Here is a 24,632-nt window from a genome sequence, read left to right as displayed (position 1 = left end):
ATCGAGAGGAGAACACGGGCAAGTATGAAAACGAATAAAACCGCAATGTTGCTGGCAGGCGCTTTGATCGCCTCCAGCATTTCTTTAAGTCCGGCTTATGCGGACAACAAGACGACCGACACTTCGACATCGACACAAGCTACCCTTGCAGCGGAGCTTAAAAAGAATTTTCCGGACGTGGTGAACACTCACTGGGCACTGAGACATATTACTAAACTCGCGCTTGAAGGCATTGTTGAGGGCGACGAGAAAGGCAATTACCGTCCGGAAGCTTCCGTCTCCCAGCAGGATGTCATTATTATGGCTGTCCGTACACTGGGACTTGAATCCAGCATTAGTGAGAATACGTCTTACAATCTCCCGCTGAAAGTGGACACTTACGCCCAGAAATATGTAGCGGCCGCGATTGAGAAGAAGCTGATTTCCGTGGATGAAGAAAAGGACGGCTCGAAAAACTGGGGCAGCAAGCCCGCTTCCCGCGAATGGGTGGCGAAGCTGACGATCCGGGCGATCGGACAGCAGGAAACGGCTAACGGTCTCACGGACGACACACCGGCGTTTACCGATCTGAAGAACATTTCCAGCTGGGCTAAGCCTTACATTAGCGCGGCAACCGTTCTGGGAATCGTAGACGGCTTCGAGGACGGAACCTTCCGTCCGAAAGGGGAAGTCACCCGCGCACAGATGGCCACGTTCCTCAGCCGGGCCGAGCGTCACAGCAAGAACTTGTCGACCCGCGTCGTTCGCGGTTATGTGAATCATGTCAGCGCGGATAAAATCAGCATCTTCGACGAGAAGGGGAAAACCACTTCTTACAAATTGACACCGGAATCCGTTTTCTACGGAAACAAGAACGACATCCCGATCAATTCTTCGGAGCTTAAGTACACGTACCAGGTTTCCCTCGTCCAACAGGGCGGAACGGCTTATTACGCCGAGGTCCTCAAAGACGAAGACCGCTCCGAGAAGATTACGGGTACGCTGCTTAACGTGAAGGACCGCAAACTTACGCTGGACAATTTCGAAGCGTACGAAATCGGCAGCGGAGCTTTGGTGCTTGATGCCAAAGGCCAGGAAATCAGCCTGTCTTCGCTCGTGGTGGGCAGCAAGCTGGAACTCCGCCGCAACTCCATCACGGGAAGCAAGGAATACAGCCAAGTCGTCGTCCGTGAAGTGCCCGTGAACAAAACGTCCGAAGGTACGGTTCAGAGCGTGAACGGAGACACCGTAGCGGTCGTGGACTTGACGAGCGGACAATCGGAGTCGTACACGCTGGCCAAAAATCCGACGATCGTAGATGCGGATAGCCGCCTCGTGGACAAAACCGCGATCAAAGCGGGAGACGCCATCTCCTACACGATTGAGAACAGCCAAATCACGCAGGTCAAAATCAAAACGAGAACCGGCGTCAGCAAAACGGTTAAAGGTACTTTTTCTAGCCTGAGCAGTGATAAAACGGGTATCTTCTACAAGGAAACGGACGGCAGCTTCGGCGCCGGTAAACTATCCGCCAACGTACAAGTGGTGATCGACGGCGTAGGTTCCCCGAGTCTGTATGACCTGTATGAAAATGATGAGCTGACGATGGATATCGCGAACGACCAGATCGTGAAAATCACCGTGACGAACCGCTCGATTTCCAATCTTTTGTTCGCAACGTTTATCCGTTTCGATTCGAAATACAATCAGCTGAACGTTCAGCATGCGGACGGGACGCCGGGTGCGTACACGATCTCGGATAATACGGTCGTTACGTACGGCGGGACGTCGATGTCGTTTAAAAACTATCCGGGCTTCGCTTCTCTCTTCACGGAGGGCAAGAAAGTCGACCTGAAAGTATCGAAGAACAAGGTGACGGCGATTCAGCTTTCTCTTGACGTCAGCGGCACGATCACGCAAATCAGCACGGTGGCCAACGAAATGTCGATCCGTGCGAACAACGGACAGTCGTTTACATTCAAAATGTACTCGCCGGCCGTAGAAATTCCGAACAAAAGCGGCGCAACCCTCGCGGATCTTAAAATCGGGGATCTGGTAACGGCATCTCTCGATTATAGTCAAGCGGGCGTAACGAAAGTAGTCGTCGACCGTTCCACGCTCGTGAAGGTTCAGTATGTAAACAGCTCCCAGCAGGTTACGGCCGTAGACGAGCTCAACAACGGCGTAACGTTTACGCTGAAAGACACCAAGATTGTCAGAAGCGACGGTACGTCGGCGACAGCCACGGACATTTTGCCCGATGACTATCTGTACTTGACGTATAAAGGCGGAAGCGTCGTGAGAGCGGAGATTGTAGCTCCTTCCCGCGGAAAAGTGACGAATGTGGATTCCGTTAACGGCACGCTGACCATTCAGGAGCCTACGGGCAAAATCCAGCTGTATACCATCGGCACGGATGCAGTGGTTAAGAACGGGACAACCCTGATCGGCCTGAATGCGGTAAAAGCCGGAGATCGCGTCCAAGTGATTAAGCAGTCGAACGGAAAAATCAACGTACAGTTAGCCGCTGCGATGACCAAGACGTTCAGCAGCTACGAGTACGCGGTGAACCAAATCCAGTTCGATGCGAGCGGCTCTACCGAGCGCTACAATATCCACCGCAGCGCCTACTATCACAAAGGTTCCGAAACCCTCACCGCTTCCTCTTTCAACAAAGGGGAGACGGTAACGGTTTACATCGTAGATAACAAAATCATCGAAATGGAAAAGTAAGGATTGCCTGACCGTCCTCTCCGTGAGGGCGGTTTTTTCTTTGTCCAAAACTTTTTGAAAAATGTTCGCATTTGTTTGCATCCTTCCATTGCAACCTGACAAACATTCCGCTACACTTGTAAAAGGAAAACGGGGAATTGAAGAAGAGGTACTCATGAATCAGAAGGTAAGGCACATTTTGGACACGATTGGTGAAATGTTTCCAGACGCGCACTGCGAATTGAACCATTCGAATCCGTTCGAGTTAACCATTGCGGTGCTTCTTTCCGCCCAGTGTACAGATGAAACCGTGAATAAAGTCACCCAGACGCTGTTTCAAAAATATAAGACGCCGGAAGATTATTTAGCCGTCCCTCTGGAGGAGCTTGAGCAGGACATCCGACGCATCGGTTTGTACCGCAACAAGGCGAAGAACATTCAGAAGCTGTGTCAACTCATTCTCGAACGCTACGACGGCCAGATTCCGACCACGCACGAACAGCTGGTGGAACTGCCCGGTGTAGGCCGTAAAACGGCTAACGTAGTCGTCTCCAATGCTTTCGGAGTCCCTGCAATCGCCGTCGATACTCACGTGGAGCGGGTGTCGAAGCGGCTTGGGCTGGCGGGCAAGGACGACTCCGTACTCGAAGTCGAGAAGAAATTGATGCGAAAAGTGCCTCGCGAGGAATGGACCTTGACGCATCACCGGCTTATTTTTTTCGGAAGGTACCACTGCAAGGCGCAGTCGCCGAAATGCGATATTTGCCCGCTGCTTGATATCTGCCCGGAAGGAAAAAAACGTATGAAAATCAAGAAAGTAAGCAAAACTAGTTAAAAAGAATGTGTAGTGAGGGATGAGTAGAAATGAAATGCATAGCTGTTTACACGAAAGATTTTGAACTATTTTCCGATTTGTACGAGACAATCATGAACACACCGCTCTCCGAAAATGAAGAAAAAGAAATTCAAGGCGTTATCGTCAGCGAATCCGGCGAAGTGCCTGAGAACTATCTCGAAAAAATGAGAACGAAACCGGAAGTGGTTGTCATGAAAGTGAAAGAAGGCGACATTACCATCCTTCAACACGGCGACGTTTTTGAAATCTTCCTTCCGGAAGAAAAAGAGAGCGCAGTGGTTTCCTAAACCGCTCAGCTCCGCACCAACCGGGCTTCCAAGCAGGTTACCCGTCTGTCCGCCAGGGACACGCCGATATTTCGGCGTTGTTTACCGTGCGCGACGGACGGGTTTTTGCGTATAAACAGAAATTGACTTCCGGAACACCCGGGATTACACTTAAACCGATATCAATGGCATGGGAGATTAGAAGGAGATTAGAAACTCAATGAATGTACTTATGGAGCAAAGAAAGGACGAGGTTCTCCGCGCATTCGGCCGCCTTCGGGAAGAAATGAAGGGGGCCGGCGACGGCGCGCGGGTACGCAAGCTGATTCAACTGGAAGACAAGCTCGGCGGCGAGAAAACCGTCCTCGCGTTCTGCGGACATTTCTCGGCGGGCAAATCCACATTGATCAATACGTTATGCGGGCACCGGCTTCTGCCTTCCAGCCCGATTCCGACGAGCGCGAATATCGTAAGCATCGAGAGCGGGGAAGAAGGGGCGGAAGTCGTTCAGAGGAGCGAAGGCGAGGAAGAGGCGAGAATACGTCGGATTCCGCTGAGCGAACTGGACGCTTACTGCGTTAACGGAACGGATATCGAGGAAGTTCGTATTTCGTATCCGCTGCCTTTTCTCGGGGAGCACGCCGTGCTTCTGGATACTCCCGGAATCGATTCCACGGACGGGGCTCACCACATGGCTACGGAGTCGGCGCTGCATCTGGCCGATGCGGTTTTCTATGTCATGGACTATAACCATGTTCAATCGGAAGTAAACCTGGCCTTCACGAAACAGATGAAAGAGCGCGGCAAGCCGCTTTATCTGATCGTGAATCAAATCGATAAACACCGGGAAGAGGAGCTTTCTTTCGACACGTACAAAGAAAGCGCACTGGAAGCATTCCGCAGCTGGGGCATTTACCCGGACGGAATGTTCTTCGTGACGATGAAGCAGCCGGACCATCCCCGCAACGAGTCCGGCAAGCTCAAATGGCTGCTGTCCCGATTGATCGGCATGCAGCTGGAGCTTCGCGAAGCGAGTGTGGACGCGGCGGCGGATCATCTGATCGGCGAGCATATCCAGTGGCTGAGGGAGCAAAGCGAACCGCAGAAAGCGGTTCTGCGCGAGCGTGTGGACGAAGAGGAGTCGGCCGGAGTACTGGCCGAGTACGAGGAACTGACCCGCCGCCTGAACGAAGCGCAGTCGCTGCCCGGCCAGCTGACGGACTCGCTGAGGAAAGAGATTGCGGCGATCATCGACAATGCGAATGTAACGCCCGCGCTAACCCGCGACAAAGCGCATGAATATTTGCTCAGCCGGAAGCCGGGTTTCAAGGTCGGCTTCTTCGGAGCGGCCGCAAAGACGGCCGCGGAGGTGGAGCGGCGTCTGGACGTATTCCGCGAGGATTACGCCGAGCAGGTTCACGCCCAGATGGACTGGCATCTGAGGGATGCGCTTCGCAGAGCATACAGCGGCATTGGCATGACCGACGAGAAACTGCTGGCCGATATCGACGCGTTCAGCGTGGAAATCACGTCTCCGTGGCTCGCTTCGCAGGTCAACACGGAAGCCGTGTTCGGAAACGAATACACGATGACGTATATGCGCCAGACGGCCGCGGAGCTGAAAACGGCCGCGCGGCGCGCGGCGCTCGCCATGATCGACCGGCTCGCCGGCCTTGCCGGCAGCTGCTCGGTCCAGCTCGATTCCGAGCTGGCGCCCGATCTGCGGCAGCTGGAAGAGCGGCTTGGCGCCCTGCGCGAGCTGAATCGCTTCGAGAGCGAGGAGGCGGCCCGCGAGGAGTCTCTGCGTGCGCTGGCCTCCTGGCCGCACGCGAAGGCGTACGAGCTGCCGGATCTTGCCGCTTACCGCGGCGAAGAGGCCGCGGTAAGCGGCGTGCTGCACACGTCCGAGATGGAGACGATCCTGCGTGCGGCGCATACCGCGCCGGGGGATCGCGACAGCCTCGCGGACGGGGAAAGCGGCACGGCCGCTGCGCCGCAGAACGCTCCGGCTGTCGGAGCGTCCGCAGCCCCGGCGAGCGGCAACGCCGCCTCCGGCGCCACGGCGGCGGCCGCGGGCGGGCTGCAGCTCGGCGGCGCGAAGCGCGCGGAGCGCCGCGCGCAGGATCTCGCGGCAGCGGCGGATCTCCTCGGCGATATGCCGTCGATGAGATCGATTGTGCGCTCGCTGCGCGAGAAGGCCGAACGTCTGCGGCATAAGACGTTCACGGTCGCCTTGTTCGGCGCTTTCAGCGCCGGCAAGTCGTCCTTCACCAACGCGCTGATCGGCAAGCGCGTACTGCCCGTGTCGCCGAATCCGACGACGGCGGCGATTAACAAAATCGTGCCGCCTACGGCCGATTGGCCGCATGGAACGGCCAAGGTGCAGATGAAGTCGGCGGAAGTGATGCTCCAGGACGTGCTGTTCTCCCTGGATGTGCTGGGCGTCCGGGCATCCGCCATGGAAGAGGCGCTGGCCGCGATCCGGGGGCTTACGCCGGAAAGCGTGACGGCCAAGGGCAAGCCGCACTTTACGTTCCTCAAAGCGGTTGCCAAAGGCTGGCCCGATGCCGCCCCGCTTCTCGGAACGCAGCAGAGAGTCGGAGAGGATGCATTCGCCGGCTATGTGGCGGAAGAATCCAAGTCGTGCTTCGTCGAGTACATCGAGCTGCATTATTCCACGCCGCTCACGGAGCAGGGAATCGTATTCGTGGACACGCCGGGAGCGGATTCGATCAATGCGCGCCACACGGGCGTCGCCTTCGACTATATCAAGAACGCGGACGCGATTTTGTTCGTGACCTACTATAACCATGCCTTTTCCCAGGCAGACCGTGAGTTTTTGCTGCAGCTCGGAAGGGTTAAAGACAGCTTTGAACTGGATAAAATGTTCTTTCTTGTCAATGCCGCGGATTTGGCCGCAAGCGAGGAAGAGCTGCAGGGCGTTGTCCGTCACATTGAAACGAACCTGCTCCAGCACGGAATCCGTCATCCGAGAATTTACCCGGTGTCGAGCCATCTGGCCGCCGAAGGGAAGTTGTCCGGGGACGACAAAAAGCTGGGGGCTTCCGGCATTGTTCCGTTCGAACAGGACTTTATCCGCTTCACGCTGGAGGAGCTGACGGATATTTCGCTGCGCTCCGCCGACCAGGAGCTTGAACGGGCGCTGCATGTTCTCCAGGAGCGTATCGAAGGAGCGCAGCAGGGGGAAGAGGCTCGCAAAGCGCGTTTACAGGCGCTGGAGCGTGCGGAGGAAGCGGCCGTTCGTCTCCTGAAGGATACGGACTCTGCGCCTGTGCAGCGCGAACTGGCCAAGGAAATCCAGGAGCTGCTCTATTACGTGAAGCAGCGGACGATGTACCGGTTCGGCGAGCTGTACAACGCCTCCTTCAACCCGGCTTCCTTCCGGGAAGGGGGCGGGGACCCCAAAGCCGCCCTGCGCGAAAGCTGGCGCGACCTCCTTCGGATGATCGAATTCGATCTTCAGCAGGAAGTGCTGGCGACCAGTCTGCGGATCGAGCAGTTTCTGAACAAGCTTGCGAAAGGGACTTACGAATCGTGGGGAACCGGACTCCGCAAACTGCTGGAAAGCTACGAATTCGAAGCGTACGAATCCGTTTCTTTCGACACGCCGGATAACAAGCTGCCTCTGGAAGCTCCCGATGTAACGGACAAAGTGCTTGCCGCTCATTTCAAGAACGCCAAGTATTTCTTCGAAGGCGAAGGAAAAAGCAAGCTCAGGGCGGAGCTTGAAGGCAGACTGAACGATCCGGTCGCTCGGTTTGTAGAAAGCGCCGTAGCGATGCTGAAGGAATTGTATGCGGGACATCTGTCGGAAACGTTCGCGGTGCTGGAAGAAAGACATCTTGAGAGCTACCGCGAGCATCTGGAAGGCATGAGAGACGCGCTCCAAATGCGGACGGATGTCGGTGTGCTGGCTTCGAAGCGCGACGAGCTCGCCAAATGGATTCCGTCGCGGAGCGGAGAAGCTTCGGCCGGGCATTAACAGGAAACGGGATCGCCCGGCGTCTTTGGCTGCTTTCGACTTGAGGCAGGCACGTGTTTAAAGGAGTCCTGCTCAGCGCGGCTCTGCTCTTTCAGGGAACGGAGGAGGTTGGCTTGTCCGGATACGCCGGGCCGGGCGTTACGGGGCGAACGACTGCGACGGTCGTCCTGTCCTTCTCCAGGGAGGGTTTTTCCGGCCGCATTGTACCGCAAGCAGGCAAACCGGCCTTGAGGCAGGCGTATTAGGCGGTCAGAGAGCTTCTGCCGTCCTCAGTCCGCCCTCGGCCATATCGTAAGAGACAAAGACCTTCACCGAATTTCGGGTGAAGGTCTTTCTTTTTTTACAATAAAAAGGAGAAGTAACGGCACGCATTTAAAGACGAATTAGAGAAAAATCCGGGTTTAGTTAGGTTTGTTATGATACCGCTTTCATTGATGGGAAATTTGATGATTTACAAGGATAGCAACTCTCAGGTGTCTAAATCGTGAACAAATGAAGGGTTAAGGGGAATTCAGCCTCTTTCCACTCGTTGCCGCCCTACGGGGATGGTGTTAAGATTCATTAAGGTTTGCTAGGTAAAGCCTTGCTCAAAATTCGGTGAACTTGGCCCATGTCCAGGAGGATGCTATGGAAGTCTTTAAGGGGCTCAAACGGTTTTATTGGCCCGAACGGAAGCTGCTTTTCGCTTCTATTTTTTGCTTGATCTGCACGACGGCCCTGGGGCTTGTGTACCCGAACCTGCTGCGTTATCTCATTGATGACGTTATCGCGGTGAAGCGCTACGATCAGGTCCCTGTACTCGCTCTATTCGTAGTAGGGGTGATTGCGGTGAAAGCGCTGTTCCAGTTTCTGCACGGGTTCAGCGGGGGGCGGCTCGGCAACCGGGTCGCGTATAACATGCGGGAGGCGATGTACGAGAAGCTCCAGTACTTGTCTTTCCAGTACTACGACAAAGCCCGAACCGGGGATCTGATGTCCCGTCTTACGGCCGATCTTGAAGCGATCCGGAATTTCATCGGCTTCGGTTTCGCGCAAATTCTGAACGTGTTTTTGATGGTCCTTTTCGGAATGGTCATGATGTTCTCAATCAGCTGGAAACTGACGCTTCTGACGATGCTGACGATGCCTTTTCTGGCTTTTGCGGCCATTCGTTTTGAAGGAAAAATCCATCCGGCCTTTCGTTCGCTCCGGGCTTCCATGAGCAATATGACGACGGCTGTGCAGGAAAATATTACAGGGGTGCGGACGGTGAAATCTTTTGCCCGCGAACCTTACGAAGTCGAGAAATTTACGCTCCGCAACGAGGAATACCGGGCGAACAACGTCATTACTTCGGAGATCTGGTCCAAGTATTTCCCGGTGATGGAGCTGATCGCGAACCTGAGTGCCGTTATTCTGCTCGGTGTGGGCGGTTACATGGTGATCCTTGGATCGCTGTCCGTGGGAGAACTCGTCGCTTTTTTCAGCCTCGTCTGGTATATCATCGGGCCTATGTGGGGAATCGGATTTCACATTAATAACTATACGCAATCCAAAGCGTCGGGTGAGAAAATTCTCGAAATTCTCCATCAGTACGTTCATGTGAAGGACGGGGAGCACGCAGTCGAACTGAACCCCGATACCGTAAAAGGGCATGTTTGCTTCGACCGGGTGACTTTCGCTTATCCGGATGCGGAGGCCGCTATCCATGATCTCAGTCTGAACGCGCCTCCCGGAACCGTCATCGGTTTTCTGGGCGGAACGGGGTCCGGGAAATCGACGATTATTTCCCTGCTCATGCGGGCATACAACGTGAAAACCGGACAGATCACACTGGATGGAATGGATATTAAGGACATCCGGCTGGAAAGTCTCCGAAGCCAGATCGCGACGGTTTTCCAGGAAACGTTCTTGTTCTCCTCGACGATCAAGGGCAACATCGCGTACGGGCGCAAAGACGTTACGATGGACGAGATTATCCGCGCCGCCAAGCTTGTGAAAGCGCATGATTTTATTATGGAGATGCCCCTTGGCTACGACACGGTCGTGGGTGAGCGGGGAATGGGCCTCTCGGGCGGACAAAAACAGAGAATCGCCATCGCTCGCGCTCTGATTAAAGATCCTAAAATTCTTATTCTGGACGATGCGACCAGCGCGGTCGATATGGAGACGGAACAGGAAATCCAGGCGGGATTCAAGGAAGTGATGCGGGGCAGGACAACGTTTATTATCGCCCACCGTATTTCTTCACTCAAACACGCCGACGAAATTATCGTGCTGGATAAAGGGCGCGTCGTGCAAAGAGGGACTCACTCGGAGCTGATCCGCCAAGAAGGCCCTTATCTGGAAACGTACCGCATCCAATATTCGGATCATCCCGATGTCGCGGGAGCGGCGGATGCGCAGCAAAGGAGGGCGGCAGTCCATGAGTAACCGGCAGCGGCAGTCCGAAGAGAAAGTGAACGGCAAAGGAGCCGGGAGCGGCGAACGGTTCGTCTACCAAGACGACGAGATGCTAGAGAAATCGTTTGACTGGGGGCAGTTTAAACGACTTGCCGTTTACATGAAACCTTACAGCAAGCAGATTATTCCGATCGTAATCGTCATGATGATCGTCGGAGCGGTAACGAAGCTGTCGATCCCGCTTATCATCAGTACGACGATCGATTCGTCGCTTCATGTCGGCGGGGACGCTAAATTTTTATTCGGCATGGTCGCTTTAATGCTCGGGGTGTATATCATCCAGTGGCTGGCGAATAAATACCGCATCAAGTATACGAGTGTAATCGGCCAGCGCGTGATTTACGACCTCAGGCACGACCTGTTCCGGCACATTCAGCGGCTGTCCTTCGAATTTTTCGATAAGCGGCCGGCGGGATCGGTGCTTGTGCGTGTAACGAACTACGTGAACTCCCTTCAGGATTTGTTCACGAACGGTGTCGTCAACATGATGATCGACTGTGTCCAGCTTGTCGGGATCGTGATTATTCTGCTGACGATCAATTTCAAACTGGGAGCCGCGATTATTATTACGGTTCCGCTCATGTTTATCGTTTCGTCCCAGCTTCGCAAACGGGTCAGACGCTCGTGGCAGACGGTTAATATCAAGCAGTCCCGTCTGAACGCCCATCTCAACGAATGTATTCAAGGAATCCGGGTCACGCAGGCATATACGCAGGAGAAGGAAAATATCCGCTTCTTCGAACAGATGAACGAGGACAACAAACAGGCGTGGAACCGGGCTTCCAAGCTGAACCAAAGCTTCGGGCCGATCATTGAGATTACGGGCGCGATCGGGTATTTTATCCTGTTCTGGTACGGAGCGAGCCTGATTCAGTCCGAGGAAATTACGGTCGGTCTCCTGGTTGCTTTCGCAAGCTACATCGGGAACTTCTGGGAGCCGATCAACCGGATGGTCCAAATGTATTCGCAGCTTCTCGTGGCCATGGCTTCGGCCGAGCGCATCTTCGAATTTATGGATGAGCAGCCGACCGTCGGCGAGAAAGAAAACGCTGCCGAACTTCCGCCGATCCGGGGGCAGGTCAGCTTCGAGAATATCGTATTCGAATATGAGAAAGGCCGGACCGCCCTGAACCATATCAATGTGGACGTTCAGCCGGGGCAGAACATTGCTCTTGTCGGTCATACGGGTTCGGGCAAGAGCACCATCATTAACCTGCTCTGCCGCTTCTATGATCCGACGGAAGGCTGCGTACGTATTGACGGGAAGGATATACGCGATGTTAAGCTGCAAAGTCTGCGGTCCCAGATTGGAATCGTCCTGCAGGATACGTTCATTTTCTCGGGAACGATCCGCGACAATATCCGTTTCGGGCGGCTCGACGCGACGGATGAAGAGGTCGAAGCGGCCGCCAAAGCGGTTCATGCGCATGACTTCATCCTGAAGCTGCCCTTCGGCTACGATACGGAGGTTCAGGAACGGGGGAACGCGCTCTCGATGGGGCAGCGGCAGCTGATCTCGTTTGCCCGGGCGCTGCTCGCGGACCCTGCTATCCTCATTCTGGACGAAGCAACCGCAAGCATCGACACCGAGACGGAGCTGCGTATCCAGGAAGCGTTAAAAACGCTCTTGAAAGGCCGAACTTCCTTCATGGTAGCCCACCGGTTGTCCACGATCCGCGGTGCGGATAAGATTATCGTTCTCGATCACGGGACAATTATGGAAACCGGCGATCACGATGAGCTGATGAAGCATCAGGGCATTTATTACGGGCTGATTCAGGCTCAATATAAATTTTTGCAGGATGCGATTTAACGAGCCTGCATGCATGAAGATGAATCAAGGGAACTCCTTCGGGAGTTCTTTTTGTTCGAGGGAAAGAATGTTAACCGTTCTCTCTCGACAGAAAGGGGCAAATCGTGATAGGGTAATTAATTGGATGGAACACGAGTGAAGGAGGATTTGTTTGAACCGCCAGATAACTACAAAAACGAGTAAACTGAAAATTTTTGAAATGGACATCGTGCGTGCCGTCGCCATTATGGCCGTAGTACTCATCCACTCGACAACCGAAGCGGCCGTGTATCCGTGGGAAGGGCAGGTCGTTCCGGACGAGGGAAGTTGGTCCCAGATCATTTTGTTCACCCTTAATCGTGCCTGCCAATTTGCGGTACCTGTCTTCATTCTGATCAGCGGACTTGTCCTGTTCTACCGGTATTCGGGAAGCTGGAGCGTGAAGACGGCCGTGCAATTTTACAAACGCCGGTTATGGAGCGTTGTCGTCCCTTATCTGATCTGGTCTCTTTTTTATTATATATACAACCCGTGGATTTCCGGACAGCCCGTAGAACTGGACGCGAGGGAGTTTCTGGGGGACATTCAGTGGGCGGATACGGGGTATCATCTTTATTTTATGATCATTATCCTGCAGTTTTATGTGATTTTTCCGGTGCTGATGTTCCTCGCCAAGTATAAATGGTTTCGAGTTTCGATGGTTCCGCTCGGTATTTTGATCCAGTTGGGCTTCTATTCCTATAACCATTGGGTAGCGGTTATCGATCATTACCCTTCGCTGTCGCCGACCTATTTCAGTTTCTTCCTGACGGGCGGGTTTATAGGACTGTATTACGATTTCTTCCGTCAAAAAATGAAAAGCGTCGTATCGTGGGCCCTGCTCGTTATGTTGGTGTCCGGCGGAACGTACGTGGAGATGTTCCTGCTTAACCGGTACGATAACCGGATGTTCGAGAATACCTGGTATGTTATCGCCATGCTGTTCTACGCGACTTCTATCTCTGTGGTCCTGCTCGGAGTCGGCAAATGGCTGCTGGACAAACTGCCGTCCGCCGCGAAATGGCTGCTGCCGCTCGGCTCCTACTCGTTCGGCATTTATTTGATGCACCCGCTGATTTTAACGGCGTTTAAGCTGAAAATTTCCGCGCCGGGCGGTATGGCGGCTTACAATCTCTATGTGCTGCTCAGCTTCCTGAGCGCTTTGCTAGGCTCGCTGCTGGCCGCCGTTCTTTACCGCAAAGCGGCACGCGCATTAAAGCCTGGCAAAAGCAAACCAGCCTCGCCCGGCAACGTTCCGATGAACGGCTAGGGTCCGGCCAAGAAAATCACGTCCAAACGGGCGTGATTTTCTTTTTCCGGCGTGAGCGTGACGCGCTTATTCCAGGGTGAGGTACATCACAAAAGCGTAGGGTGCTTTTGAGGCTTCCTCCTCCGGCGATTTTCCGGAAGTAAACGTGACGGCATCGGCGTTCGAAGCCGCAAATCCCCAGACGGCAGTCGGGGTGGAGTCGGGAATCGTAATTTTCTCATAGAGCTTTAACAGATGGGACTGGGTAAAGTGCTTGCGGTTCACGGGTACGTTAAAGCTTGAAGTCGAAGAGCCTCCCGAGTCCTTAAGGCTGGCCGTGACGGTATAGGATTGAAGGACGTCCGCATCTTTATCGTCTGTAACCTGATGAACCGAAACGATGAACTCGCCGTTGTAGTCCTTTTGAGGATTTACATTACTGGCCCCCATAGGCAGCGAAATTTGAGAGACCAGAGTCTCGGATGTCTTTCCGTTTTCCCATACCTTGTAGGAGATACTTAACTGCTTTTTGACGCCTTTGTAGCGCACCGATACACTGCCCGCGTAGCTGCCGAGGAAAGGGCTGAATTTGGCGGCGTCTCCCGCGAAAAGATCGGCCGGCTCCACAATCAATTGTTCGGGGCCTTCTGCATAAGGGGACGGGGAAGGACTTTCGGACGGAGGCGAAACAGTTGGAGCGGAGCAGCCGCCTGTCAGCAAAGCCAGCATCAACAAGCCCGTCAATCGGTTCCGTACTTTTACGAGATGCATAAATGGGTTCTTCCTTTACTATCAGAGATAAAAAACGAAATAAACCTTTATCAAATTACCATATTTTTCAAAACATTGCCAGGGATAGTTCATGAGGGGTCGAAATATCCTTTGAAATTTGAGAACGTGTGTTCTATAATAGAGAAATCATGTCAGTGCGAAGCTTTGTCCTGTCCGCTCCCCCATTTGCAAATAGACGGACGAACGGATACTCTTTTAAGTAGGAACGAACGGACAAGACAAGGGGGCCTCTATACCTATGAAATCGCGAACGTTATGGTTTGTTGTCGGCACGACCGGCCTGATTTCCACGCTGTTGTTTGCCGGAGGCTTCGGATATGCGGTCAAGGATGTTCTGTCTCCGGGTTCCGGCGGGGGGCAGTTGACAGCGGCTCCGAAAGAAACGCCGGCCGTGAACGAACTGGACCGGAAAAATAAAATTCAGCTCGTATCCCTGGGTGATTCGCTTACGGCGGGCACCGGAGACGGTACGGGCAAAGGATATGTGGGACGATTCCGGGAAAAGCTGGAGGAACAGACAGGCAAACCCGTTTACGTGCTGAATAATCTGGCTATTCCCGGTGCCACGACCGATGCGCTGCTTAAGGAATGGGACGGCAAAAAGACGACAGATGCGCTGAAGCAGGCGGATCTTATTTTGCTTACGATTGGCGGCAACGATATCTTCCAGGGCGGCAGCGACATTTTCACGAACAATGACCAGGGCTTCAATCCGGAAGCGGCAGCCAAACGCGTCGAGCCTACTCTTGCCAATCTCGACAAGATTCTGACGAATATCAACAAGGCGAATCCGGATGCGAAGGTGATGTACGTGGGACTGTATCATCCTTTTTTGGATCTCGATCCGAAGAAAGCCGGTTCCCTGATCGTGCAGAAGTTTAACGACGGGGCTTTCGCGCTGACGAACAAGTTTCCGAATGCCGTTTTCGTGCCCACTTACGATTTATTCGAACAAAATTTGAACAAATATTTGTTTACGGATCATTTTCATCCGAATCAGGACGGGTACGAACGGATAGCAAGCCGGATGGCGCAAATTTTGAAATGACAGGGGGAGTGAACTGTGGCTGGTGACCGGGAACTGGTGCTGTCTGTGCGGGATGTCCGAAAAAGCATCCGCGGCAAGGAAATTATCAAGGGCATTTCATTCGATGTGTACGGCGGCGAAATTTTCGGATTTCTGGGGCCCAACGGCTCCGGCAAAACGACGACGATCCGGATGCTCGTGGATCTCATTAAGCCGTCTTCGGGAGTAGTGACGATCTGCGGCTTCGATGTCCAGAAGCAGCACAACGAAGCGATGCAGTACGTAGGCTGTATCGTGGAGAATCCTGAACTTTACGGCTATTTGACGGGCTGGGAGAACCTGGAGCACTTCGCGCGGATGCTCCCCGATACAGGCGAGGAGAGAATCAGGGAAGTCGTCGAGCTGGTAGGGATGGATGCGCGCATCCACGATAAGGTGAAAACCTACTCGCTCGGCATGCGTCAGCGTCTCGGGATCGCCCAGGCTCTTCTGGCAAGGCCCAAGCTGCTCATTCTGGACGAGCCGACCAACGGCTTGGACCCGCAAGGGATCAAGGAGATGCGGATTTTTATCCGCAAACTTGCCAAAGGCGGGCTGAGCCTGTTCGTATCCAGCCACCTGCTCAGCGAAATTCAGCAACTCTGCGACCGCGTCGCCATTATCAGCAAAGGGCAGGTGATTGCGGTCGGGGAAGTGGACGAGCTGATCGTGCAGTCCGGCAGCACGGTTCTCTGGTCCGTGGACCCGGCTGACGAAGCGGAAGCATGGCTGGGCAGGCAGCAGGGAGTCACGGTGCTCGGCCGGCGAGAAGAGCTGGCGGCTGAGGAAGACGAGCCTGCCGTACTATCTTCGCTTCATGCGGGGGGAAGGACGGGAACGATTGTCACGCAGTTGAGCGAAGAGCGGATTCCGGAAATAAATCGAGGTCTGGTGGATGCAGGAATCCGGATCTACGCTATCGAAATGAAACATCCGACACTGGAGGATCTGTTCCTGAGTCTGACGGAGGGTGAGAAAATTGGGTAACTTGGCGGCGCTAGTCCAGAATGAAAGCATCAAAATGGTAAAAAAACGGCGTTTTCTTGTGGTCATCCTGATCCTGCTCGCTCTCATTCCCATGTTTACTTATGCACAGATGCGTGTCTCCCAGAATACAATCAAGCAATTCGGTACGACGGACTGGAGAGCTTCGGAACGTCAGAAAATCGTGGATTACCAGCGGAGTCTCAGCTCCGCCCGCGTTCCGGAGGAATGGAAAGAGTTCAGGCGGGCACAAATAAAAATATCCCAGTATTATCTGGATCATGATATTAATCCGCAATCTCCCAACGGTGTCACTTTCACCAGAGAATTTCTGAATAACTCCATCTCGCTGTTCATTCCGCTCATCATTATGGTCATCGCGGCGGATATCATTTCATCCGAGCATTCGGGCGGCACCATCAAATTGTTGTTGACAAGACCCGTAAAGCGATGGAAAATCCTAATGAGCAAGTTGATCACGCTGATCCTGTTCGTTTCGCTCGTTGTTTTGTCAACCGCCGCGCTCAGTTATCTCATATCCGGGCTTGTTTTCGGGTACGGGGGATGGAACATGCCGGTGTTTGTCGGCTTCAAGACGAGCGGAGGAGATGTGGATCTTAGCGGGGTCCATGCCATTGACCAGTGGAAATACCTGCTGATGGAAACCGGACTTGTCTGGTTTGTCGGCATTGTGGTCGCCATACTTTCCCTGATGTTATCCGTGCTCATCCGTTCGACGGCGGCCGGAATGGGTATTATGCTGGCCGTGCTTATTTCCGGCACGATTCTGACCAATATGGTATCCTCTTGGGAAGCGGCCAAGTATTTGTTTATGGTGAATCTGAAGCTGACCGATTACATGACGGGCGCGCTGCCTCCGATTAAAGGCATGAGCCTCGGGTTTTCGCTGGCCGTTCTGTCGGTCTGGGCTGTGATCTCACTTTTTGTTTCGTTTGGGGTATTTACCCGTAAAGATATTTTAAATTAACGTATGAACCCGTTCGGGAATGGAAAAAGGAAAGAAGGAGGCGCTTCGATGACCGAGCAGCTAGAGATGATGACGAATCAACCGAACCAGCCGGCGGAATACGATGCCGATGCGATTCAGGTACTGGAGGGGCTGACGGCTGTCCGCAAAAGGCCGGGCATGTACATCGGCAGCACAAGTACTTCGGGCCTGCATCATCTGGTTTGGGAAATCGTCGATAACGCGGTCGATGAACACCTCGCGAAGCATGGTTCCAAAATTGACGTGACGCTTCATAAAGACGGATCCGTCACCGTACAGGATAACGGCCGGGGCATCCCGACCGGCATGCACAAGACCGGCATACCTACGCCGCAGGTTGTATTTACGATTCTTCATGCCGGAGGAAAATTCGGCGGCGGCGGGTACAAGAAGTCCGGCGGCCTTCACGGCGTCGGCGCTTCCGTAACGAACGCTCTGTCCGAGTGGCTGGAAGTCACGATCTTTCGAGACGGCAAGATACATAAACAGCGTTTCGAATATTGGGTCGACGAGAAGGGCGTGGAGCATGTAGGGGAACCGAGAACCGGACTAGAGGTGACGGGGACCACGAACAAAACAGGTACGCGCGTTACCTTCAAGCCGGATCGCCGCGTTTTCCAGAACGGCATTGCGATCAGCTACGATACCCTCGCCGAACGGCTTCAGGAAATCGCTTTTCTGAACTCCGGGCTGGAAGTTATTTTGAAAGACGAGCGCACGGACCAGGCCGAAACGTTCAAATACGACGGCGGAGCGAGCGAGTTCGTCAAGTTCCTCAACGAGGGCAAATCGGTCATGCACGACGTGATCCACTTCGCATCCGAGAAGGACGACATCGAGGTGGAAGTCGCGCTTCAGTATAACGACGGCTACACGGAAACGATCGCTTCGTTCGTGAACTCGATTCCGACACGGGGCGGCGGGACCCATGAAACCGGTTTTAAAATCGCCTATACGCGGGCGATGAACGAATATGCCCGCAAAACCGCTATTTTGAAGGAAAAAGAAAAAAATCTCGACGGAACCGATCTGCGGGAAGGCATGATGGCGGTAATCAACATCAAGATGGGCGAGGTCGAATTCGTCGGCCAGACGAAAGACCAGCTTGGCAGCGCATCGGCGAGAAGCGCCGTAGACGCTATCGTGTCGGAGAAAATGGCCGTATTCCTGGAGGAAAACCCGCAAATCGCCCAGAGCATGCTGAAAAAAGCGATCCAGTCGGCCAAGGCCCGTGAAGCGGCCCGCAAAGCGCGCGAGGAAGTGCGCAGCGGCAAGAAAGGCCGCAGCGAAAGCTCCAATCTCGGAGGCAAGCTGACGCCGGCGCAGTCGAAAGATTACGCCCGCAACGAGTTGTTCATCGTGGAAGGCGATTCCGCGGGAGGCTCCGCGAAGCAGGGCCGCGATTCGAAGCATCAGGCGATTCTGCCCCTGAAAGGGAAGCCGCTTAACCCCGAGAAAGCGAAGCTTGCCGATATTCTCAAGAACGACGAATACAGGGCGATCATCGCGACTATCGGTGCGGGAGTCGGCTCCGAATTTGCTCTCGAGGAGAGCAACTACGGCAAAATCATTATCATGACCGATGCCGACACGGACGGCGCTCATATCCAGGTGCTGCTGCTGACGTTTTTCTATCGGTACATGAAACCTTTAATAGATAACGGCAAAGTCTTTATCGCGCAGCCGCCGCTTTTTAAAGTGACCAAGAAAGCAGGCAAAAACAGCGCGGTCCACTACGCTTGGACCGATGATCAACTGCAGGCGCTCCACAAGGAGCTGGGCAAAGGCATCGAACTGCAGCGCTATAAAGGACTGGGAGAAATGAACCCGAACCAGTTGTGGGAAACGACGATGGATCCGGGAAGCCGCACTTTGCTGCAGGTGCAGATTGAGGATGCGGCCAAGGCGGAGCGCCGGGTATCGACGCTGATGGGCGACAAAGTCGATCCGCGCAAACGATGGATTATCGAAAATGTAGACTTTACTGAATCCGAAGAGTGACTGAACGTCTAGAGGTGAACCGAGTTGAGCAGTTTGGAACAGTTTTTACCCGCGTTTCTGGAGGAAGTAGTAGGGGACCGGTTCGGCCGCTACTCTAAATATATTATTCAAGACCGGGCGATTCCCGATGTCCGTGACGGACTGAAGCCCGTGCAGCGCCGCATCTTGTATGCCATGTACGATTCCGGGAATACTCCGGACAAGCCGTACCGGAAGTCGGCGAAGACGGTCGGGGATGTCATGGGTAACTATCATCCTCACGGGGACAGCCCTATTTACGAGGGTATGGTACGCATGGCGCAGCCTTGGAAGATGGGCCACGTGCTCGTCGACGGCCATGGCAATTGGGGCTCGATCGACGACGATCCGGCCGCCGCTATGCGGTATACCGAAGCAAGGCTATCGCCCATTGCGATGGAACTGCTTCGCGATATCGAAAAGCGGACCGTGCTTTTCAAAGATAATTTCGACAATACGACCAAAGAACCCGTGGTTCTTCCTTCCCGGTATCCGAACCTGCTTGTCAACGGCGTAAGCGGGATTTCGTCGGGATTTGCAACCGAGATTCCCCCTCATAACCTTCGGGAAGTTATCGATGCGTGTACCGCGCTGATCGATGCGCCGGACATGGGCCTGGAAGAGCTGATGCGTCATATGAAAGGCCCTGATTTTCCGACGGGGGGCATCATCATGGGCGAGGAAGGCATCCGGGACGCGTACAATACGGGCAAGGGCCGCATTTACGTCCGTTCCAAGACGGAGATTCAGGACCTCAAAGCGGGCCGGCAGCAGATTGTGGTGACGGAAATTCCGTACCAAGTCGTGAAGTCGAGACTGGTTACCGCCATTGAAAATATCCGTCTGGAGAAAAAAGTCGAAGGCATTGCCGAAGTCCGCGACGAGAGCGGAAGAGACGGCATGCGCATCGTCGTGGAGCTTAAGAAGGAAGCCGACGCCCAGGGGATTCTGGCTTATCTGCTGAAAAAGACCGATCTCCAGGTCACCTATAATTTCAATATGGTGGCTATCGTGAACAAGACGCCGAAGCAGCTCGGTTTGAAAGACATGCTGTCGGCCTACATTGAGCATCAGAAGGAAGTTGTCACGTTCCGCTCCCAGTACGATCTCGAGAGGGCGGAAGACCGTGCGCATGTCCTGGAAGGGCTTGTCAAGGCGCTGAATATTCTGGACGAAGTCATCGCGGCCATCAAAGCGTCCAAAAACCGTCTCGATGCCCAGAAAAATCTCGTCACCCAGTTTGGTTTCACGGAGCGTCAGGCCGATGCGATTCTGGTACTCCAGTTATACAGGCTGACGAACCTGGAAATTACTTCGCTGGAAAAAGAACTGAAAGACGTGCAGAAGACGATTAATCATCTGCGCGGCATTCTGGGAAGCACGAAGAAGCTCCTCGGCGTGATCAAGGACGAGATGAACGAAATCCGCACAAAGTACGGCATTGAGCGCCGGTCGGATATCCAGAACGAGGTTGAGGAAATCAAGGTTAACCTGGAAGTGATGGTGACCCCGGAGGACGTTCTCGTTACGCTGTCTAACGAAGGGTATATTAAACGGACAAGCATGCTCTCTTATACAAGATCGGGCGGCGCGGTCGACAACACAGGACTTAAGGAAGGCGACTATCTCCGTCATCTGAAGGAAGTCAACACGATCGAAAGCCTGCTCATTTTCACAAACAAGGGGCAGTATTTCCTTCTTCCCGTCCATCTCATTCCGGAGTACAAATGGAAAGATAACGGCACCGCTATCGTGAACATTATTCCGATTGCGAAAGATGACCGGATCGTGGACATATTCCCCGTGAAAGATTTTAACGAAGAAGGCAAATCGCTCGTCTTCATTACCCGTAAAGGGCAGGTCAAACGGACCGACCTAAAGGAGTATTACACGAACCGCTCCAGCGGCATTGTCGCTTGTAAAGTAGGAGCCGGCGACGAGATCCTGCATGTCCAGCTTAGCGACGGAACGAAGGATATCATGCTGGCGACGAAGCAGGGGATGAGCATCCGTTTCCGCGAGGAGGAAGTCAATCCGATGGGGCGCGCCGCGGCGGGAGTCCGCGGGCTTCAGCTGCGGGAAGGCGATGAAGTGGTTGCGGCGGATTGGGTATACGGAGATGAGGGCGAGGTGCTCGTTATCTCCGATCTCGGCTATGCCAAACGTACACTGCTGGTGGATTACCCGCTGCAGGGACGCGGAGGCAAGGGTATCGGCACGTTTGAATTTAAGGAAGGCAAGCGCGTGAAATCTAACGGCAGCGAGCTGGTCGGCATGTTCTATTTCAAACAGGACTACGAAATCACTGCCTGGAACAGCAGCGGAGAGAAAACTGTCTTCAAAACCAACCAGGCCCCGCTTGATGACCGTAAATCGATTGGAAAGCAGCTTGTGCCGGTTTCTAAAGGCGAGAGCATTGCCGCCCTTGTTAAGAACGCAAGCCTGGATAAACGTCCGCCGAACGCGTGACACATCTCCCATTAAAAATCAATCATAGCTGGTGGTAGGCGGATCCATCGTTTCCATGAGCTGAAAAGCGATTTCCAGTACGACCCACAGAGGCACTTGTTCGTCCAGACGTTCGAGCCAGCCCGGGTCCTTCAATAAACCAAGATCAAGTGCGCGCTGTCCCAGCGCGCTTTTTTTTATGTGCACGGGCAATCCCTCCTTCTACCGTTTACTTACAGTGTATGTGCATCCGCCCAGAAATGTGCAGGACATCCAGCGTTTTAGAGAACAGGGGAAGAGAAGCGTGCAGAAGAGGGGAAATAGGAAAGGGATGCGGACTGAAAGTAGAAAGGAGTATGAAATAGGAGTAAGAAATAGGATAGCGGCATCGGTCATCGACCTGATCCGGTCCGAATCGGAGCGTGCTTACCAAATCGCCCAGAAGCAGGTGGACGGGATTTTGTGCGAACGTTAGGCGAACATAAGCGGAGGGATGGAAAATCAGAGGAATTCAATCGTTTAAAAGATACCGGGGGAAGGAGCGGAAACGCCGGAGAGGAAAATGAGAAGCGCAAAAACGAGGCTAAAGACGCAGACGCTGGTTCTCGCAATTCGGACAACTTTTCCGCCGGCAGAGCCCGTAACTTAGCGAAAAGGCGCGAAATGCCTGACTTATTGTCTTAAAGTATTAACGGCATTAACCTATATTTCGCCATTGGACACGTGATATACTTGGATGGAAGAGTGGATGAGCCTTGAATCGGAGGAGTGATTGCAATTGTATTCGGTAGAATTTGCGAAACTGTGGACGAAGCTTTCCAAGGAGCTCAAATCCAATATGGAAGACCAGCTTGCACCGACGATAACGGAAGGCCAGCTTCACGTGCTGGAGCTGCTTGCGGCGAACGGCACGATGAAGCCTTCCGATTTTATTGAATATTTGGCTACGACGCCGGCGGCCGTGACGACTCTGCTGGACCGCATGGAGCGGGCGGGGCTCATTACCCGGAGTCGGGATGAAAAAGACCGCCGCGTCGTATGGGTCGACGCGACGGACAAAGGAAAATCCGAGCGGGAGCGCGGGTTGCAGATCCGTGAGGAAGTGCTGGATGCCTATCTCAGCCGCATTTCCTCCCACAATCAGCAGCTACTCGTTTACCTGCTCGGGAAGGTTGCGAACTAGTTCCTGCCACAAGAACCAGGGGTGGCGCTCCGGAGGCACCGACCGGAAGGTCAGCGTCTCTTGCTGCGTCGGGTGCGGGAAGGACAAACGAGCCGACCAGAGGGCAAGCTGCTGGCCCGGTTCGTTCGCTCCGGCGCCGTACCGCTGATCCCCGTACAGAGGGCAGCCGATGGCCGCCAGCTGTACCCGGATCTGATGCGGCCTGCCCGTGTGCAGCTGCACCAGGACGAGGCTGAGCCCTTCGGCGCTGCCGAGCACCCGGTAGTCAAGGAGCGCCTCTTTGGCGCCGTCCTTGCCGGGTTTGACCACGGATACGGTGTTTGTCCGCGTATCCTTGAGCAGCCAGTGCCGCAGAGAGCCCTGCGGCTCCTTGGGTCTGCCCCGCACGACGGCCGCGTACGTTTTGTCGAACGTCCGTGTTCGCACACTGTCGGAGAGGCGGGAAGCCGCCTTGGACGTTTTGGCGAACACCATGACGCCGCCGACAGGCCGGTCCAGCCGGTGCACGAGCCCGAGGAAGACGTTGCCCGGCTTATGATGCCTGCGCTTTAGGTCTTCCTTGAGCACGCTCAGAAGATCGGGATCGCGCGAGCTGTCCTCCTGCGTCGGCATATTGACGGGCTTCTCCACGACAAGCACGTGGTTGTCTTCGTAGAGGACGGGAATCGCCGCCCCGTCCGCCGCATGCTTCGGTCCCGCCATGGCTTACGCCTCCCAGCGGCCGAGAATCCCGCACGGCAGCGTCAGCTCGCTTGCGGTGATCGGAAGCCCGATTTCGCCTGCGGTGATATGTCCGCCGTAACGCTTGTGCATCGCCAGGGTCAAAATATTTTTGAGCACCGTGGAAGAGATGCCGGTCGTATACGAATTGACGAGCAGGAACAGCGGGTTGTCCGATAAGATCGTCATGCACGTCTCGATAAACGGATACAAATCGTCCTCAAGCTTCCAGGTTTCCCCGTTCGGTCCGCGTCCGTAGGACGGAGGGTCCATAATGATGGCGTCGTATTTGTTGCCGCGGCGCTGCTCGCGCTGGACGAATTTGAATACGTCGTCCGTAATGAATCGAACATGGCGGTCTGCGAGGCCGGACAGCTCGAGGTTTTCTTTCGCCCACTGCACGACGCCTTTCGAAGCGTCGACATGGACGACCGAAGCGCCCGCGTGGGCGCAAGCGACAGTGGCGCCGCCCGTGTAAGCGAACAGATTCAACACTTTAATGGGCCGGCCGGCACTGCTTATCTTGTCCATCATCCAGTCCCAGTTGGCGGCCTGCTCGGGGAAGAGGCCCGTATGCTTGAATCCGGTCGGTTTAATATGAAACCGGAGTTTGTTGTCATACGAGATCGTCCAGCGTTCCGGCAGGGTCTGGCGGAAGTCCCAGTTGCCGCCTCCGGAAGAACTGCGCCGGTAATGCCCCTCGGCCTGCTTCCAGTTTGCCGTTTCGGCCGTCAGCGGCCAAATAATTTGCGGGTCGGGACGCCGCAATACATAAGAACCCCAGCGTTCGAGTTTTTCTCCTCCGCCGGTGTCCAGGAGTTCATAGTCGTTCCAGCGATTAGCTACATACATCGGTTCATTTCCTTCTTTCCTCGCGTCAAAATGTACAGCGGTTCCTCATTCAAAAACAGCAATCCGTCCGCGGGCGGATGCCGGTATAACTTGCGGTTTTTAACACCGTTTTCTTCTAAGCATCTATTGTACAACATCCCTTGATGGAAGCCAATATAAGGAGTGTGCCCGATAAAGCGGCTATTCGTTTCACGGAGTGCCGAATCGGGTACAAAAAGATG

General features: G+C 54.2%; 19 protein-coding genes. 15 read left to right on the top strand and 4 right to left on the bottom strand.

What is annotated here, in order from left to right:
• Nucleotides 1–24 precede the first annotated feature (24 nt).
• The 8 genes from AC2TF6_RS18005 to AC2TF6_RS17970 all read left to right on the top strand — a co-directional run bounded on the left by AC2TF6_RS18005 (nucleotide 25) and on the right by AC2TF6_RS17970 (nucleotide 13,359).
• Entirely contained in the window at nucleotides 25–2,712 is a 2,688-nt protein-coding gene (locus tag AC2TF6_RS18005; RefSeq protein ID WP_491307924.1) for an S-layer homology domain-containing protein, read from the top strand.
• A 154-nt stretch (nucleotides 2,713–2,866) separates the two neighbouring features.
• Nucleotides 2,867–3,526, top strand: a complete 660-nt coding sequence (nth, locus tag AC2TF6_RS18000; RefSeq protein WP_042228337.1) for an endonuclease III — start codon at nucleotides 2,867–2,869, stop codon at nucleotides 3,524–3,526.
• Nucleotides 3,527–3,555: 29 nt separating this feature from the next.
• Nucleotides 3,556–3,834, top strand: coding sequence for a hypothetical protein (locus tag AC2TF6_RS17995; RefSeq protein ID WP_009675599.1), 279 nt, complete (start codon nucleotides 3,556–3,558; stop codon nucleotides 3,832–3,834).
• A gap of 199 nt (nucleotides 3,835–4,033) precedes the next feature.
• Nucleotides 4,034–7,816, top strand: coding sequence for a dynamin family protein (locus AC2TF6_RS17990; RefSeq protein ID WP_491307923.1), 3,783 nt, complete (start codon nucleotides 4,034–4,036; stop codon nucleotides 7,814–7,816).
• A gap of 53 nt (nucleotides 7,817–7,869) precedes the next feature.
• Nucleotides 7,870–8,061, top strand: a complete 192-nt coding sequence (locus tag AC2TF6_RS17985; RefSeq protein ID WP_491307922.1) for a hypothetical protein — start codon at nucleotides 7,870–7,872, stop codon at nucleotides 8,059–8,061.
• Nucleotides 8,062–8,443: 382 nt separating this feature from the next.
• Nucleotides 8,444–10,228, top strand: coding sequence for an ABC transporter ATP-binding protein (locus tag AC2TF6_RS17980; protein WP_491307921.1), 1,785 nt, complete (start codon nucleotides 8,444–8,446; stop codon nucleotides 10,226–10,228).
• A complete protein-coding gene (locus AC2TF6_RS17975) occupies nucleotides 10,221–12,071 on the top strand; it encodes an ABC transporter ATP-binding protein (protein WP_491307920.1) in 1,851 nt (616 codons plus the stop codon). The genes AC2TF6_RS17980 and AC2TF6_RS17975 overlap by 8 nt, the downstream gene beginning before the upstream one ends.
• A gap of 151 nt (nucleotides 12,072–12,222) precedes the next feature.
• Entirely contained in the window at nucleotides 12,223–13,359 is a 1,137-nt protein-coding gene (locus AC2TF6_RS17970; protein ID WP_491307919.1) for an acyltransferase, read from the top strand.
• Nucleotides 13,360–13,425: 66 nt separating this feature from the next.
• Here AC2TF6_RS17970 and AC2TF6_RS17965 read toward each other — a convergent pair whose 3' ends face one another.
• Complete coding sequence (locus AC2TF6_RS17965; RefSeq protein ID WP_491307918.1) at nucleotides 13,426–14,109, bottom strand: hypothetical protein; 684 nt, start codon at nucleotides 14,107–14,109, stop codon at nucleotides 13,426–13,428.
• Nucleotides 14,110–14,368: 259 nt separating this feature from the next.
• On the opposite strand from AC2TF6_RS17965, the gene AC2TF6_RS17960 reads away from it, so the two are divergent.
• Genes AC2TF6_RS17960 through gyrA form a run of 5 tightly spaced genes read left to right on the top strand, consistent with a single transcriptional unit; the run spans nucleotide 14,369 to nucleotide 21,677 of the window.
• The gene (locus tag AC2TF6_RS17960; RefSeq protein ID WP_326054922.1) at nucleotides 14,369–15,178 is read left to right on the top strand and encodes a GDSL-type esterase/lipase family protein; all 810 of its coding nucleotides are present in this window, start codon (nucleotides 14,369–14,371) and stop codon (nucleotides 15,176–15,178) included.
• Between the two features lie 15 nt (nucleotides 15,179–15,193).
• Complete coding sequence (locus AC2TF6_RS17955) at nucleotides 15,194–16,183, top strand: ABC transporter ATP-binding protein (protein ID WP_491307917.1); 990 nt, start codon at nucleotides 15,194–15,196, stop codon at nucleotides 16,181–16,183.
• On the top strand, nucleotides 16,176–17,168 hold the full coding sequence (locus AC2TF6_RS17950; RefSeq protein WP_009675515.1) for an ABC transporter permease: 993 nt from the start codon (nucleotides 16,176–16,178) through the stop codon (nucleotides 17,166–17,168). The genes AC2TF6_RS17955 and AC2TF6_RS17950 overlap by 8 nt, the downstream gene beginning before the upstream one ends.
• Before the next feature lie 48 nt (nucleotides 17,169–17,216).
• Nucleotides 17,217–19,190: a DNA topoisomerase IV subunit B gene (parE, locus tag AC2TF6_RS17945; RefSeq protein WP_491307916.1), complete on the top strand. Its 1,974-nt coding sequence runs from the start codon at nucleotides 17,217–17,219 to the stop codon at nucleotides 19,188–19,190.
• 24 nt (nucleotides 19,191–19,214) lie between these two features.
• Nucleotides 19,215–21,677, top strand: a complete 2,463-nt coding sequence (gene gyrA, locus AC2TF6_RS17940) for a DNA gyrase subunit A (protein ID WP_491307915.1) — start codon at nucleotides 19,215–19,217, stop codon at nucleotides 21,675–21,677.
• Between the two features lie 18 nt (nucleotides 21,678–21,695).
• Here gyrA and AC2TF6_RS17935 read toward each other — a convergent pair whose 3' ends face one another.
• On the bottom strand, nucleotides 21,696–21,863 hold the full coding sequence (locus tag AC2TF6_RS17935) for a hypothetical protein (protein WP_009675479.1): 168 nt from the start codon (nucleotides 21,861–21,863) through the stop codon (nucleotides 21,696–21,698).
• Between the two features lie 124 nt (nucleotides 21,864–21,987).
• Here AC2TF6_RS17935 and AC2TF6_RS17930 point away from each other — a divergent pair, with 124 nt between their 5' ends.
• Both AC2TF6_RS17930 and AC2TF6_RS17925 read left to right on the top strand, forming a co-directional pair.
• Complete coding sequence (locus AC2TF6_RS17930; protein WP_491307914.1) at nucleotides 21,988–22,131, top strand: hypothetical protein; 144 nt, start codon at nucleotides 21,988–21,990, stop codon at nucleotides 22,129–22,131.
• 303 nt (nucleotides 22,132–22,434) lie between these two features.
• Nucleotides 22,435–22,839 (top strand): MarR family winged helix-turn-helix transcriptional regulator, encoded by a 405-nt coding sequence (locus AC2TF6_RS17925; protein ID WP_009675620.1) that lies wholly within the window; start codon nucleotides 22,435–22,437, stop codon nucleotides 22,837–22,839.
• Here AC2TF6_RS17925 and AC2TF6_RS17920 read toward each other — a convergent pair.
• On the bottom strand, nucleotides 22,804–23,541 hold the full coding sequence (locus AC2TF6_RS17920; RefSeq protein WP_491307913.1) for an RluA family pseudouridine synthase: 738 nt from the start codon (nucleotides 23,539–23,541) through the stop codon (nucleotides 22,804–22,806). The two genes, AC2TF6_RS17925 and AC2TF6_RS17920, sit on opposite strands and share 36 nt — an antisense overlap.
• 3 nt (nucleotides 23,542–23,544) lie before the next feature.
• Nucleotides 23,545–24,411 (bottom strand): class I SAM-dependent methyltransferase, encoded by an 867-nt coding sequence (locus tag AC2TF6_RS17915; protein WP_491307912.1) that lies wholly within the window; start codon nucleotides 24,409–24,411, stop codon nucleotides 23,545–23,547.
• Nucleotides 24,412–24,632 lie beyond the last annotated feature (221 nt).

Source organism: Paenibacillus sp. JNUCC 35 (assembly GCF_058269095.1).
The sequence above is the reverse complement of the archived record's forward strand: the minus strand, read 5'-3'. Positions and strand labels throughout refer to the sequence as shown.